This is a genomic window from Lysinibacillus sp. NPDC097231 (assembly GCF_044761885.1).
Taxonomy (GTDB): Bacteria; Bacillota; Bacilli; order Bacillales_A; family Planococcaceae; genus Lysinibacillus.
Map to the genome: position 1 here is coordinate 17,690 of NZ_JBIWDH010000039.1, position 14,050 is coordinate 31,739.

A 14,050-nucleotide genomic window follows, 5' to 3' on the forward strand; every position below is an offset into this window, starting at 1 on the left:
CTATTTCGTTATTCCGAAAAAGCAATAGTGGTTTTCCGAAACACCTTATTTCGGTATTCCAAAAATACCAAAAATTATGGATAATATATAGCATAATTAATGAAATGGGGCCTTATTATCATGAAGCTAAATGAGAGAAATTTATGAGTAAATGGACATATAGTATTTTCATCACATACCTAGTTCTGGGGTTGTATGTACTTCTGGTGGCAATTAAAGTACCTTTTATTAGTATTTTAGTAGATACAACTAGCGGACAACCTGTCATTGTCGATCTATATTATTCCGAATGGGCACAGCAGCATAACATTGAAAAAGGTGATATTTTACTGACAGTCGATGGCAAGCCTGCACAAGATGATCGTTCAATCCAGCTCTATTCTGTCCTAAGAAGTGCTAAGGAGCTAACAATTAGCAAGCCCAATGGCGTTATTCATGATATTTCAGTTAAACATAAAAATATACCGGAAGAGTTATATTTGCAAATTATCTTTCCATGCCTTTATTTTGTATTATCCTTTAGTGTGGCTATCTATTTATGGAAAAAAAACAAAGACAATCAACTTACCAGATTACTAACATTATTTTTATTAACTTGTTCATTAGCCTATACAAGTACAGGAGCATCTGCTAGAGGAGATCTAATCGGCCTGTTTGTAATAGGTATTTGTATCGTTTTATGCTTGGTGCTTTTTATACACTTTTTACAATTTTATTTCCGTTACCTGCGTATAGAATGGCCCTATATTGATACTAAATGGCTTTATTTCATACCACTATTTATACCATGTTGTTATCTCATTGAACTATTTGATCTTGGTCTAAGAGATAAAGTAGGACCTATAAACTTATTTATGTTTGCTGTACTAGTACTCTATGCCATCTATATTTTACTGACGACTTATTTACGAAAAAAATTGGCTAAGATCCGTCTTATTGCCATTGCATTTATTATACCTTTCTTACCATTTTTACTACTTTTCGTCGTACCTGAAGTTTTAGGTCATAAGCCTATTATGCAAGCTGACTTAGCAGCATTATTTTTGTTGTTTATTCCTTTTTCTTTTATCTTCATTCAAGTAAATGAACGACTATTCGATATTGAATATCAATTATCTCGTTTACGATACTATTCAACACTTGCTTTTTTTACGGCACTGATAATAACGACGGGCATTACTACACTATTGATGGAACAATTTTCGATTGTGAAGATGACGAGTGGCTTTATCCTTATTTTCCTTGTTATCGTGGCTAGCTTCTATACAAAAGAGCGACTTGATTTTAAGTATCGGAAAGTTATTTTTTCATCCAATGGCAATTATGTACATAATTTATATGCTGCCGTTAACCGCATGGGGAAAGCAAAAAATCAGCAAGAACTACTGGATCGATTCAAGTATGAAATCACAGAAAAACTTGGAACTACAGCCTTCTCCATTACAACTGTAACCGAAGATGTGCCTTTCACTCGAGGTGAGGTTAACACAGAGACTGGCATGACTAATCTGCTATTACACGATTCAGGCGAAGAAAAAATTATTTTAAAAATTAGACTTACATTACAAGGGGAAGAGCTTCTTTGGTTGGAGTTATTGGCACTATATGTCTCAATGTTTATAGATAATTTGAAGCTTATTGAAGATTTAGTACGTGAAATACAGCTGGTGAAAAATAACAATGATACGCAGCTTCCTTGGCTCGATAAATTGTTGTGGAATATCATTGAAAAGGAAAAGAGTATTTTGGCGCAAGAATTACATGATACCATTTTGCAGGAGCAACTTCATTTAGCGAGAGAGTTAGATGTAATCGCTTGCGCACCTATTATCAAAAAAGACAAGGTATTAGATATTCGAGAGCATCTGCTAAATGCCGCGAAAGATTTACGTGAATACTGCGAGAATCTAAGTCCTCCATTGCTTGACACATTTGGCTTACAAATGGCCCTAAAAAAACTGTTCCAAAAGGTTAAAATGCGTGCAGACTTTTTGTTGAATACCCGCATAGAACGTGTGCAATTCCAGGACGCAACCTTACATTTAGTCGTCTATCGCCTAGTGCAAGAGCTTTTAAATAATGCTATCAAGCATGCCGAGGCAACCGAAGTTTCACTAACGCTTCAAGCGATACATCGTGGCTTTATCCTACAATACGACGATAATGGTATTGGTTGTAATATTGAAGATTTAATGCTATCTTCAGCTTCGATGGGCATTAACGGCCTTCGAGAACGTGTTCGTGCTTTTAATGGAGACATCAAGATAGTCTCCAGTCATCATGAAGGAATGCATATAGTTATTCAAATACAAGAGGACGGGGATTTGTATGATTGATATTCTTATTGTAGATGACCATCCTGTCGTTTTAGATGGTACAAAAACATTATTACAGGATTTAACAGATGTCCGTATAGATACAGAGCAGGATAGTGCTGCTGTACTGTCAAGAATGGATGCTCAATCTTTCCGCTTATTTTTAATCGATATTAATATGAAACCAATCAATGGCATCCAACTTTCAGAAATGATCAAGAAAAAGCAACCAGAAGCACTGATATTACTCTATACAGGCTACGAGCTCTCCGATTATTACGAACTACTCGTTGAGAAAAAAATTGATGGACTCCTATCGAAGCTTGCTACGAAAGAGCAAGTCATTCAAACCATTCAAGCCGCCCTTCGAGGTGAAATCTTACTATCAGCTGACTTTTTAGATTTTGTACAACAGCGCAGTAATCTGCCAAATGTCCAAAAAGACATTTTACTAAGCGACAAAGAACAAGAAATTTTACAGCTTGTCGCACAAGGATGTACCAATAAAGCAATTGCTTCCGCCATTGGGGTCACTCAGCGCACTGTCGAAAACTATCTATCCAAGCTATTTGTGAAGCTTAACGTAGAATCACGAGCAGAAGCAGTAATTGTGGCGAAAGAGAAGGCATGGATTGACTAATCTAGAGCCTACTAAAATGCAAAATAGTTGATTATTATATTTGCCTATCAGACAATGCAAATTTTTTCTTACTAAAAACGGTATTTACTGGATATATATCTTAAACTGTTATATAATAAAAACAATAATTACATTGCTTCTTCCAAGCCATGAAAATCAAAGTAATATTAGCTTTTTATTTGTGATTTTTTGCAAGCGATTGAAGGAATATGATTGTTTAATTTTTTATTTTTTTGGGAGGGTGTTTACATGACACAAGGTACAGTAAAATGGTTTAACGCAGAAAAAGGTTTTGGCTTCATCGAAGTTGAAGGCGGCAACGATGTATTCGTACATTTCTCTGCTATTCAATCAGATGGCTTTAAAACATTAGAAGAAGGCCAAAAAGTAGAATTCGGCGTAGAAGAAGGAAACCGCGGACCACAAGCAACTAATGTTGTAAAAATTTAATCCTAGCCTTTGCATGAATAATGCAAAATTCAAGAGACATCCCTTTTCGGATGTCTCTTTTTTAGTTTTGCATTGTGTTTGTAGAGTAAAAGTGACGGATTGAATGGTCAAAAAGATGAATAGAGCCAGCAAAATGACGGATTTGACCTCATTGACGGATAGAAACGTCGAAATGACGGATTGATTCATCAAAGTGACGGATTGAACTTCTGAAATGACGGATTGATTCAGCAGCCATCGAAGTTATGGACAGAGGGATATAAAAAGAGGTTCATACAGCTTGCTGTAGAACCTCTTTGCTCTCTTATGCGTATGAATGTAAACCTGCGATTACTAAATTGACAAATACCTGATTAAAGATAATAATGCCGAACCCGATAATGGCTAGCCAAGCTGTCTTTTCCCCTTCCCAGCCTTTCGATAGTCGGAAATGAAGGAATGCAGCGTAAAATAAAAATGTTATAAGTGCCCATACTTCCTTAGGATCCCACCCCCAATATCGACTCCACGCAATTTGCGCCCAAATCATGGCAAATATAAGTCCACCTAAGGTAAACAATGGAAAACCGATGACAACAGCCCGATATGAAATTTCATCCATCAATTGGGGTTGTACACGGTTTGTTAGTGGCTTTAATAGCACAATTAACGGCTTTCTGAAAATCACTAAAATCACAGCATATAAAATAGTACCAGCAATAAATGCCCATACAATAGAGTTCAATTTCTTCGCATCAATTGCATTGGTAATCTGCAAAGTACCAACTGGTTCCCCACTTGCGGTCAAGGCATCCTTATTAACAATAAGTGGCATCATCGTATAAATCTCAGTTTGCTCTTGTCCTTGCTTATTTTCAAATTGAACCTTAGTGTCATCTGTTGCTACATTAAAATAAGTAGATACACCGATAAAACCAACCACGACAACAAGACAATACAGGACAAACTCCAAAGCAAATGTACTGATTGATTTCTTTGTAACGTCTAATGTTTTTAATAAATAAATAATGCCTGTTGCAAACGAAATCGATAAAATGGCACTCGAAAATGCGACTGTCATCACATGAATTGTTAACCAATGGCTTTGCAGCGATGGAACGAGTGGTTTAACCTCTTTTGTAAAAACGCTTCCATAACCGAGAATTATTAATGACACAGGAATGGTAAATAAGCCTACAACGATTTGCTTGTATAAAGAATGAATAATCAAGTAGCTACCCGTCAGCATGATGCCAAAAAACGTCATAAACTCATACATATTACTAACTGGTGCATGCTCGACAGCAATCCACCTTAAAACGAAGTAAACTAGTTGTAATGTAAAGGCTATATAAGTAAGTAGCAACCCTACTTTGCCAAACACTTTTCTTTTTGATTTTACCGCAAGTCCAATCGGTAAAATGGCGATTAGCAGTAAAACAAATGCGATGAATAATGAATTACTGCTCAAGCTTAATAATGTTTCTGTACTCAATGTAAAAATCCCCCAACTTATTTTTTAGGAAACTATCTATTTGCTGGCTCATCACCATCATGTGGTTGATTTCCGTTCCGACTGGGCGCTTTCCTGGGGGCGTCCGATGAGCCGCTTCGCTTCGCTGCAGGGTCTCATCTGTGACGCTAATCCCCAAGGAGTCGCCCAGTCTCCACTCCAATCAATTTATATAAATGGCAAACGTATTAACAAATGTCATCCAAAACATTTGGTGATGACCCTATTTGTTTCCACTATAAAGAACGTTGTATTCATGAAAGAAGTGCCACCATTTTCCTTTGAATTCTCTTATTTTTTAGAATTGTTACAAACTTATGACTACCAATTCAAAAAATAAGCCATCTATTTATTTGTAAATAGATGGAAATTATAAGTGTTAAAAGTTGACATGCCTCTATCTACATCTTACTAAAAATTGAAAAAAAAGTCTATTTCTTTTTGAGTAGCTATGGGACAATGAAGATGCGCAAATGTTACATAACGTTATGTAAGACTAGTGGAGGTTTACCATGAAACAAAATATTTATGACCATCCGGAGTTTTTCCATCAATATCATGCGTTACGTCAAACACCTTACAACTTTAATAGTTTACTTGAGCAACCTGCATTTAAATCATTACTACCTAATGTAACTAATTTACAGATGCTTGATATCGGCTGTGGCATGGGTGAATTTGCGTATTACTGTATAGAAAATGACGCAAAGCATGTCACGGCGATCGATGTTTCAAAAAATATGCTGACTATTGCCCAACGTGAGCATGCACATGCAAATATCGACTATTGTTTGCAAGCACTGGAGGATTATGACGTGAGCCCAGAAAGCTATGATTGTATCACAAGCTCTCTTTCCTTACATTATGTAAAGGATTTCGATACAGTGATTGGTAAAATTGCACGAATGCTTCGTCCAGACGGCGTCTTTATTTTCTCTATGGAGCATCCGATAGTAACAGCCCGAAAAACAGTGGAGGATAATTGGATTTATGATGACAACGGTAATAGAAGCCATTATGCAGTTGATCATTACCAACACGAGGGTATACGTGAGCAAACATGGTTTATAGACGGTGTTGTCTTTTATCATCGCAGCATTTCAACAATCATTAATACATTAATCGCACATGGCTTCACGATAGAAAAAATGCTTGAGCCCCTTCCTGATATAGAGTCCATTCAGAAACTTCCTGCCTTAGAAAAAGAGCTTCGTCGCCCTTCCTTTTTATTAATACGGGCAAAAAAATAAACTTTCATAAGTCGCAAGCCTCGCAGCAGTACTTTTACTGCGAGACTTGTGCTAATTACTTTAACTTCCGGTGGATGTCACAGAATCTGAAAGGAGTTCTTTGTGCAAGCATAGAGCCGATTCTGGACGCAATTATGCCTCGGCATAATTGATTTTTACATAAATAATTTCAGGATCACCCTCGTCTAAGTTTTCGATATAGCCACATTTTATAAACTCTGCTGTTTCAAATACCTTATGCATAGTAGTATTTGATTGATTAGTAGAAGAAAAGATTTTTGAAGTAGCTGCCATTCCTACATAATAGTCTAATAATGCCGTGGCAACACCCTTTCTTCTATCAGATGGCTTAACGATTACTAATGAAATAAAGCTATTGTCAAAAAAGTCATTCGTAAAAATGAGAAAACCAGCAATCCCATGTTCGTTTTGTTGAATAATACAACGTTTTTCTTGAATGGCCTTAAGTATATACTGCCTTCTCGAAGAATCGCCCATTACTTCTTGATCAATCGTACCTATTTCATCCAAATGCTCCATACACGCTTCTAGCAATTCCGTATTTCTGCTGATGTAGTAACTCATCACTTTAAGCTCGTCATTAATCCCCTTTGCCCGCCTTCCTTCATCGACAAAACCACATTTTTGATAGAGTGCTTGCGCAGCTATATTCGGTAAATTAACACCTAATACAAGTTCATTGATGTGCGGAAAATGTTTTAATACAAAATCCGGTAAAAGCTGTAATGCCGCCTTCGCATAGCCCTTCCCTTGTTCATGAAAGTCTGTAGAAAAGGCACGAATTAATAGTGCGTGTTCATTTGCAGAATACGGCCTTGCTCCCTCCTTTTCATGTAAAACAAAGAAGGTAACAAGCTTGTCGTTATCAATTGCTAAAATGGCATGGCGATTTTTGTCCTGTTTAACTAACTCTAAGCTATCTCTTGGAGACATTGTATAGCGAAGTTGCTCCTCTGTTATCGTGTATTGCTCAATGAGTTGGCCATCACACTCTTCATAAAATTTCAATCTCATCAAAATTCCTCCTCATACAGCGCTGTAAATTCATAGTCGCCATCCACAAGCTGCTGCAAGTATACGGCAAAGGAAGGAGCAATTACTTCAAAGCTATCTGGATCATGGACGTAGCGAATCACTTGTCCTACTTGACCGCCTTCATTAGGAGTAAAATCAATATACAAACTAGATGTTCCCCCATTATTCATACAGTCTGCAAAGCATAAGCGTTCTTTAAGCAGCACATGCATGTTTATACGCTCATCTACCTCCACATGTTCTAAAAAATCCTGATAACGCTCATAAATACTTTCGCTATTCTTCACTTGGGTATCAGCTAGGATTTGCTCGACTGACTTTAAATAATATGGATATTCATCAAGATCAGAGCCGAGGACAAGGACACAAATCGTTTCTTCCCCATGCTTACAATAATATGTACCATTAATATCCTTCAATAATTGAAGAAGAGACTCTGGACACTGCGGAAACACATCCAGTAACCTTTGAATTTGAGATTCAGTTGCTCCTATTGCCTGTTGTAATTGAAGCTGCTCCTCTTGCGGTAAATAGTTCATTAAACCAGTAAAATATGGACTAAAGGTACGCATTTATTTTTCCTTCTTTCTATTAAAATTATATTGAACTATTAATAAATATAATGTATTCTAGCATGATTTAGAAATTTATATGAAAGTTGGTGTATACATGGAATTACTTAAACGTACACAAAAACGAAAAGAAAGTGCCTTAGCCATACTGGCCGAATTGGAGTTATTAGCAAAATGGAATAGGATTGGACAAGCTCATCTTGTTGGAGCGACAGCCTATGATTTACTAGTTGATTACGATATCGATATCGAAACCTTTAGTGTAAGTCCAAATGCGGCTGAAGCCATGACGATGTTATCGGATTTAACGAGACATCCCAAGGTCATAGAGTTAAAGTATCGCAACTATATGGAAACACCATTTAATGGATATTATTTTAAAATACAGTATCAAAATTCTCCATCTGAAATTTGGAATATTGATATGTGGCTGTTCTCTCAGACACGAAATGGGCCAGTATCAAGAGATTTAGTTGCTCCAATGAACAAGGTCTTAACAACAGAAAGTCGTCAGTGCATTCTATCAATAAAGGAAGATTTACTTCAGAAAAACATATCCCTGCCTTCGATCTATGTATATCAAGCAGTGTTAGACAACGATATTCGATGCACAGAGGATTTTCTTGTTTGGATAGAGCAACAGGATGTAAATATTCAGACTGGTTGGCGCCCATCTTAATTACCACTAATTCTCATATATGCTATAATTAAGGCTCTTCACCATAACTTGTGGTTGACTTCCGCTCTGCCAGTGTGCTTTCCAGGGGGCGTCCGATGAGCCGCTTCGCTTCGCTGCAGGGTCTCATCTGTGACGCTTAATCCCCTAGGAGTCACACTGGCGCCGCTCCAGTCAATTACTATTAACAATTAAAAATGTCAACCACATCTTTTGGTGATGAACCATAATTAAGATATCAAAATTGAGGAGTTGTGAATATGAGTGCGAAAAGTGCAGTAGATGTTTGTCTAGTCAAATAATTCATGGGATGTACCTCTAACTGCATCCCTTGAACAAGGGAGAAAACAAATGGAACATTATATTAAAGAATTTCTTACAGGTCAAACTATTACTTTACAGCAAATGACGGCCTCCGATTTAGAGGCATTTGTTAAAATTGAAAGTGAAAAAAAGACGTTATTACTTGCTGATGACGAAATCCCCTTCCCTAAGACATTTGAGGATCATTCTACATTCTTTCAAAGTATTAGTGGTAAAAAAGAGGAATTTATCTTCGGTATCTTTAAAAAGTCATCAAATGAGCTGATTGGCTCCTGCGGTGTTTATGCAATTAACTGGCAAAATAGTACTTGCTTTGTAGGCATTTCGATTGGCGAAGAGTGGCAAGGTAAGGGGTATGGAACGGATACCATGAAAACCCTTATTGATTTTATTTTTAATTATATTTCCATCCAAAAAATTAAACTTCAGGTTTTCAGCTTTAATAAGGGTGCGATTCGCTCTTATGAAAAATGCGGTTTTACAAAAGAAGGCATTTTACGCAATGAACTTTTCCGCTTCGGCAAGTTTCATGATGTCTGGTTATTTGGTCTATTACGAGAAGAATGGACTCCAAACAAATAAACAATTACGCCCGTACCTTCCATAAAATGCGGGCGTTTGTAGTTGGTGTACCTTACATTTTCTATTCTGTGTCATGCAACACCTTGATTGAGCTTCTTAATGATTTTTTGACGTTATCAATCGTGGTCGTGCAATAAGTTTCATGAACGATATTGGGTGCTAATTGATGAATCGTAAAATCACTTATTACAAGCCTCTACCGTTTTCCAGTGATTTTAATTGACATGCTTTATCGTAAATTGTGCCGGAGCTACCAAACTCTCGATAATATTAGATATATCTACTATGTAACATCATTAGCTTTTTTTCTAGTTAATACAAGTACCACAAAGTTCTTTTATATTTAAAAAAATCTGGTGTGAATATTGATAGTATTGATTATAGGAAAGTAATAATTCTTCATCTTTCAAATCATTAGAAGTTAAAATTGAATATGATGAAAAATGAAGCATCTTACTTGTAAATTTATATATGAAATCATATTCATCATATAATCCTACCTCTTCCGCCTTTACCGACATCTTTGGGCTCTCCGTTAGTATTTTTTTTATAGTTTTTTGTGGATTTCCTGTAAAATCAAACAAAGCATTCATCGACGGTGATTGTTTTAACTCTACTTCCATTTGGGCAATTTTAGATTTCGTAATATCCCTTGCTTTTTCATACTGAGGTAGTATTTGTGTCTTTAATAAATGTTTTTGAAAACCCATTCCGTTTTTTTTGGCATCTACTAGAAAAATAGACGTTATGTTTTCATCTAATATTTTGTCGGTTTCAAAAAATACTTTGTTTTTAGTCATTTTTGATGCTTCTTGAATTTTGCTTCCCAATATAGCCTTATCATTCTTATATTCTTCCAGCCATAATTTTATTTTCCCCGTTAATTCACTCAAATAAGCAGCTGAATTATCACTTTCAATTTTTTCTAAGTCATCTAGTAGCTCACATTCTTTTTCTAATCGTCTAATTCTACCTTCAATTATTTCTAACTCTGTATAACCCATGATATAGAAGGCTTTATATAGACTTTTAGGTACTTTAATGAAAAATTTTAAAGTAATTAAAGTTTCTAATGCGTATCTGAGTGATGAGACTACTGTCATGATATTATCATTAGCTTCTAATAAATCTTTACTAAGACCTTGTAATTTAACAATTATATTTTTAGAAACTATATATTTTATTTGCTCTTCTTTATCATTTCTAGTTTCAAAAATCTTTTTATCTAATTCATAAATCAAGAGCGACGACTGAAGTGATAATTCTGATATTCTTTTTTTAAAATCTAAAGTTGCAAGTGTACTCATTTTTTATTCCCCCCCTGTACAAATATTATGCCGGCTAAGATATCCAGATTATATCAATAATTGGTTAATTATGTATCAAGATTTTATAAATATTATATATTTAGCAGTATTTTATTTTGGAGACGGCGGAGTCGAACCAATCGTCCCGTAAAATAAACACCATTTCCTCTGGTGTAAAAGCCTGTAAATTAGCAAATATCTCCGTCTCTTAAGAATTTGTCATATAAGACTATTTTTTCCTCAGATAAATCCTCTAAATATGTAAAATCATACTCTCGATCAATAGCTGGAGCTGTCGGCTTAGATTCGCTGTTAATTGTGGCGCGCTTCTATCGTTTTCTCTTCCGAACAAGCTACTAGAATGGTAACCTAAATTTTAACATTTCTTGCCTCCTTTTAGAAAAATCTCATACCTCAATTATTCACTCTATTCCAAAAATTCTCAACATTTTTACATATCCACATAAAAAACTAACAAAGAGGATTTTTTGATAAATTACGACAAGAAATGAAGCTCATAAAAATCTATTAAAATATTCAAACAATATTAGCAAATATCTTCATAGTAAAAAAGATTCAAATCTATTAATTTAGGCTCTTAATATTTTCTAAAATTATAGCCATAAAAAAAAACCAACACTCTACGATATAGGGCGAATAAATCCATTAATATACCAGTAACAGTAAAATAACATAGGTTAATTTATCTAATATATAACTTTATAAATTTAGTCTTTTCCAATTACTAAGTTATTTAAACGTGACTATTTTACCTATTTATCATCCGATACACAATGTGACATTTTTTTTATTTTATGTGGGCTACAATGAAAAAGTTGAATCGAGGTCATGTGAAATTAATTTAAAGAATATGGAGAAAAAAAATTAGGAGGAAAATATCTTGGTACACTTATCGCTTAAACAATTCTTGAAGGTGAAAATTGAAATTAAAAGAAGAATCATGTATAAAAAGGCTAAGACTCTAGGTTTCACTCACCCTACTGTCGTTGATTGTAGTCAAGAATTGGATGTCCTACTAAATATATATTCAGAACAAGCAAAAGCTTCCTAAAAACAAGCAAGAGGGGTATTTATTATAGAAGATACTAAACCATTGATAAAGCCAGTCAAATGATCTTTCCAGCGCAATGTCCTATGTAGCGGAAGAATAACGACAGCTATAAACAATGACCTGACTGGTTTTATCCCGCACGAGGTTCCAGTTATAAAGTTGACTCCAATTCCTGATGTTATTGTCATGAAACGTATACATAACAAAAAATTAGGAAATTCTCTTTATAACACGAAAAAAGGAGTCTAATTTTATGCAGGTATTGTTATTAACATTCGTCGTTGTTTCAAGTCTTTTCTTACAGCATCCTCAAAATCCAGTAGAAGAAACGTCAAACACACTTTGTATATCAGTTGCAACTACATCCTATAAATATCCTAATAATCAATATCAAACATTTCGCCAAGAGGACGATTTTTATCAGCAATTAGATCCGTCAATCTATGAGGAATATAATGACGCTACCTTGAACATTCGTCAGAAAATAGCCTTTAAAGACGTACCGAAGGCTGAGGAAACATTTCTTTTAAAAACAAATCTTATACATGAAAAAATAGACCTCACTCAACATACTTTTATTCATCCCAATCGGCAAGTATATTTTTTAGCATCCTATCAGCAAACGAATCAAGAGAACTATCATAAATACCTTGTCATCGACGCCGAAACACAAACCATTCTTTTAGGAAATAGTTATTATCAAGACAATAGTATGATCTCATTAACAAACTGATAATTTATTGTATGCTTGAAAAATGAATTATAGTAGCAAATCTGATGAAAAAATTAACATTTTAAGTAAATTTCTAGAAAGTTTCACAATTTCTTTCGTGGCCTATATTAGCTCGTCTCTAGTATGTGTCTAACCCCATTTGTTTCACTTATAATCCCTAGAAGACGAGCTACAAGCCATTTAAATTCTTTAAGATAAAGCTTTGTGCTGTATCTCTTGCTTGATCTCCTCAATAAACTGCATTAATGGTTTTTCAGCTAAAGTTTGCTGGCCATATTTGCGAATTGTCACACTTTGATGTTCGGACTCTTTATCCCCAAGCACTAAAATATATGGTATTTTATTCATTTGTGCTTCACGAATTTTTTTACCAAGCTTTTCTTGTCGATTGTCAATACATACGCGTATTTGTTCCTTTTGCATAGCATCAACTACTTGCTGTACATATTGTTCATGCTTATCTGCAACACCAATCACCGCTACTTGTTGAGGTGCAAGCCAAGTTGGGAATGCACCCCCAAAAGTAATCATTTCACAGCATAAATTGTGTAAACCAAGCAATATATTTTGCCCCGGGAATAAATAATAGTTGTGCCACACATGTTCCTAGCAGCCTGGAACTCATCATCATCACAGAAGCTCGTTTAAGACTCAAGTAACTGCCTCTTTGATTGACGACATCATCAGCAAGTATGGAAATTTTAGGGTCAATAAAGACAATTAATAACATCGTTGCTACACCGTTGATCAGCCCTGATGCCATGACAGTAGTTGTCGCTCTTTCTGGAACTAATAATGAAGCGTACAGTGCTGACAGGACGCCAATTGTATAGATGGCCGTAATGACAACATTAATGAGAAATAATTTAAGTGGTATATCTCGCCAATGAATCCCTTGTAAATGTGAAAAGCTTGGTAGTTGAATATGTTTTATTCCCCGTTTAATATACTCGATCGTAAAGCCTTTCTTGAATAATGCTGGAATGGAGCCCCTTTCCTCAGACAAATGAATAATGGCACTTGAAAAAATAGCTACAAATGTAGGCAATAGTAGAATGCCTAGTAATGTTCCTAGTGAAGCGGCGCCTATTAGAATTCGATATTGATGCTCCACAAATGTTAGTGCACTTTCTCTCGGTGCTGTGTCAATTAAGCTTCCTGTAAGGGGCTGCTGCATCATATTGGCCAGCCTTGAGACCATGACCATAATATTAAACAAGGATAATGCTGAGGCTAATAATTTTACACGAGCACCCGACAATCTTTCTGCGTAAGCAAGTGTCTCGATGGCATGAATGATCAGAATAAATAATGCAATGATACATAATTTACCTGTCAATAACTCCAAATTTTTTTGACCCTCCTTTTTCGGTCGTTGCAAATCGTCATTATTGATTTAGCCCGCATTAACTGCCCTTAAATGCACGATTGATGAAGACTACTAATCAGTGAAGTCGCCTATTGGTTAAGTTCACTTTATAACGTATGTGCGTTTCAAAACATTTATATTTATTGATGACTACTAAATTCGTTTTAACAATTTCCCCAAAATAAAAAGCTATTCATAAGGCACTCCGCCCT

General features: G+C 35.4%; 15 protein-coding genes and 1 pseudogene. 9 read left to right on the forward strand and 7 right to left on the reverse strand.

The features are described 5' to 3' along the window. Positions 1-143: 143 nt before the first annotated feature. The 3 genes from ACIQXF_RS19270 to ACIQXF_RS19280 all read left to right on the forward strand — a co-directional run bounded on the left by ACIQXF_RS19270 (position 144) and on the right by ACIQXF_RS19280 (position 3,405). The gene (locus tag ACIQXF_RS19270; RefSeq protein ID WP_402786201.1) at positions 144-2,336 is read left to right on the forward strand and encodes a sensor histidine kinase; all 2,193 of its coding nucleotides are present in this window, start codon (positions 144-146) and stop codon (positions 2,334-2,336) included. After that, on the forward strand, positions 2,329-2,955 hold the full coding sequence (locus ACIQXF_RS19275) for a response regulator (protein WP_402786204.1): 627 nt from the start codon (positions 2,329-2,331) through the stop codon (positions 2,953-2,955). Before ACIQXF_RS19270 ends, ACIQXF_RS19275 begins: the two co-directional genes overlap by 8 nt. A 249-nt stretch (positions 2,956-3,204) precedes the next feature. Further along, positions 3,205-3,405: a cold-shock protein gene (locus tag ACIQXF_RS19280; protein WP_402786207.1), complete on the forward strand. Its 201-nt coding sequence runs from the start codon at positions 3,205-3,207 to the stop codon at positions 3,403-3,405. A 304-nt stretch (positions 3,406-3,709) separates the two neighbouring features. On the opposite strand, the gene ccsB is transcribed toward ACIQXF_RS19280, so the two are convergent. After that, positions 3,710-4,879, reverse strand: a complete 1,170-nt coding sequence (gene ccsB / locus ACIQXF_RS19285) for a c-type cytochrome biogenesis protein CcsB (protein ID WP_402786210.1) — start codon at positions 4,877-4,879, stop codon at positions 3,710-3,712. Positions 4,880-4,919: 40 nt separating this feature from the next. Here ccsB and ACIQXF_RS19290 point away from each other — a divergent pair, with 40 nt between their 5' ends. Both ACIQXF_RS19290 and ACIQXF_RS19295 read left to right on the forward strand, forming a co-directional pair. After that, a complete protein-coding gene (locus ACIQXF_RS19290) occupies positions 4,920-5,237 on the forward strand; it encodes a hypothetical protein (protein WP_402786213.1) in 318 nt (105 codons plus the stop codon). A 172-nt stretch (positions 5,238-5,409) separates the two neighbouring features. Then, on the forward strand, positions 5,410-6,147 hold the full coding sequence (locus tag ACIQXF_RS19295; protein WP_402786216.1) for a class I SAM-dependent methyltransferase: 738 nt from the start codon (positions 5,410-5,412) through the stop codon (positions 6,145-6,147). Positions 6,148-6,279: 132 nt separating this feature from the next. Here ACIQXF_RS19295 and ACIQXF_RS19300 read toward each other — a convergent pair whose 3' ends face one another. The 3 genes and pseudogenes from ACIQXF_RS19300 to ACIQXF_RS19310 all read right to left on the reverse strand — a co-directional run bounded on the left by ACIQXF_RS19300 (position 6,280) and on the right by ACIQXF_RS19310 (position 7,775). Continuing rightward, entirely contained in the window at positions 6,280-6,687 is a 408-nt protein-coding gene (locus tag ACIQXF_RS19300; RefSeq protein ID WP_402786308.1) for a GNAT family N-acetyltransferase, read from the reverse strand. A 15-nt stretch (positions 6,688-6,702) separates the two neighbouring features. Beyond that, positions 6,703-7,182 (reverse strand): annotated as a pseudogene (locus tag ACIQXF_RS19305) (GNAT family N-acetyltransferase); the annotation flags it as partial. Continuing rightward, positions 7,182-7,775, reverse strand: coding sequence for an SMI1/KNR4 family protein (locus ACIQXF_RS19310; protein ID WP_402786219.1), 594 nt, complete (start codon positions 7,773-7,775; stop codon positions 7,182-7,184). The gene ACIQXF_RS19310 and the pseudogene ACIQXF_RS19305, both read right to left, overlap by 1 nt. 97 nt (positions 7,776-7,872) lie before the next feature. On the opposite strand from ACIQXF_RS19310, the gene ACIQXF_RS19315 reads away from it, so the two are divergent. Both ACIQXF_RS19315 and ACIQXF_RS19320 read left to right on the forward strand, forming a co-directional pair. After that, positions 7,873-8,454, forward strand: coding sequence for a hypothetical protein (locus ACIQXF_RS19315; RefSeq protein ID WP_402786222.1), 582 nt, complete (start codon positions 7,873-7,875; stop codon positions 8,452-8,454). A gap of 348 nt (positions 8,455-8,802) precedes the next feature. Next, the gene (locus tag ACIQXF_RS19320; RefSeq protein WP_402786224.1) at positions 8,803-9,357 is read left to right on the forward strand and encodes a GNAT family N-acetyltransferase; all 555 of its coding nucleotides are present in this window, start codon (positions 8,803-8,805) and stop codon (positions 9,355-9,357) included. A 308-nt stretch (positions 9,358-9,665) separates the two neighbouring features. On the opposite strand, the gene ACIQXF_RS19325 is transcribed toward ACIQXF_RS19320, so the two are convergent. Further along, positions 9,666-10,664, reverse strand: a complete 999-nt coding sequence (locus tag ACIQXF_RS19325; RefSeq protein WP_402786227.1) for a hypothetical protein — start codon at positions 10,662-10,664, stop codon at positions 9,666-9,668. A gap of 901 nt (positions 10,665-11,565) precedes the next feature. Here ACIQXF_RS19325 and ACIQXF_RS19330 point away from each other — a divergent pair. Then, complete coding sequence (locus tag ACIQXF_RS19330; RefSeq protein ID WP_402786230.1) at positions 11,566-11,736, forward strand: Spo0E family sporulation regulatory protein-aspartic acid phosphatase; 171 nt, start codon at positions 11,566-11,568, stop codon at positions 11,734-11,736. A gap of 253 nt (positions 11,737-11,989) precedes the next feature. Then, positions 11,990-12,469 (forward strand): hypothetical protein, encoded by a 480-nt coding sequence (locus ACIQXF_RS19335; RefSeq protein WP_402786233.1) that lies wholly within the window; start codon positions 11,990-11,992, stop codon positions 12,467-12,469. Between the two features lie 189 nt (positions 12,470-12,658). Here the strand turns inward: ACIQXF_RS19335 and ACIQXF_RS19340 are convergent, their stop codons facing one another. Together ACIQXF_RS19340 and ACIQXF_RS19345 are read right to left on the reverse strand one after the other, a co-directional pair. Then, entirely contained in the window at positions 12,659-13,000 is a 342-nt protein-coding gene (locus ACIQXF_RS19340) for a His/Gly/Thr/Pro-type tRNA ligase C-terminal domain-containing protein (RefSeq protein WP_402786236.1), read from the reverse strand. 1 nt (position 13,001) lies between these two features. Then, positions 13,002-13,817, reverse strand: coding sequence for a lipid II flippase Amj family protein (locus ACIQXF_RS19345; protein ID WP_402786238.1), 816 nt, complete (start codon positions 13,815-13,817; stop codon positions 13,002-13,004). Positions 13,818-14,050 lie beyond the last annotated feature (233 nt).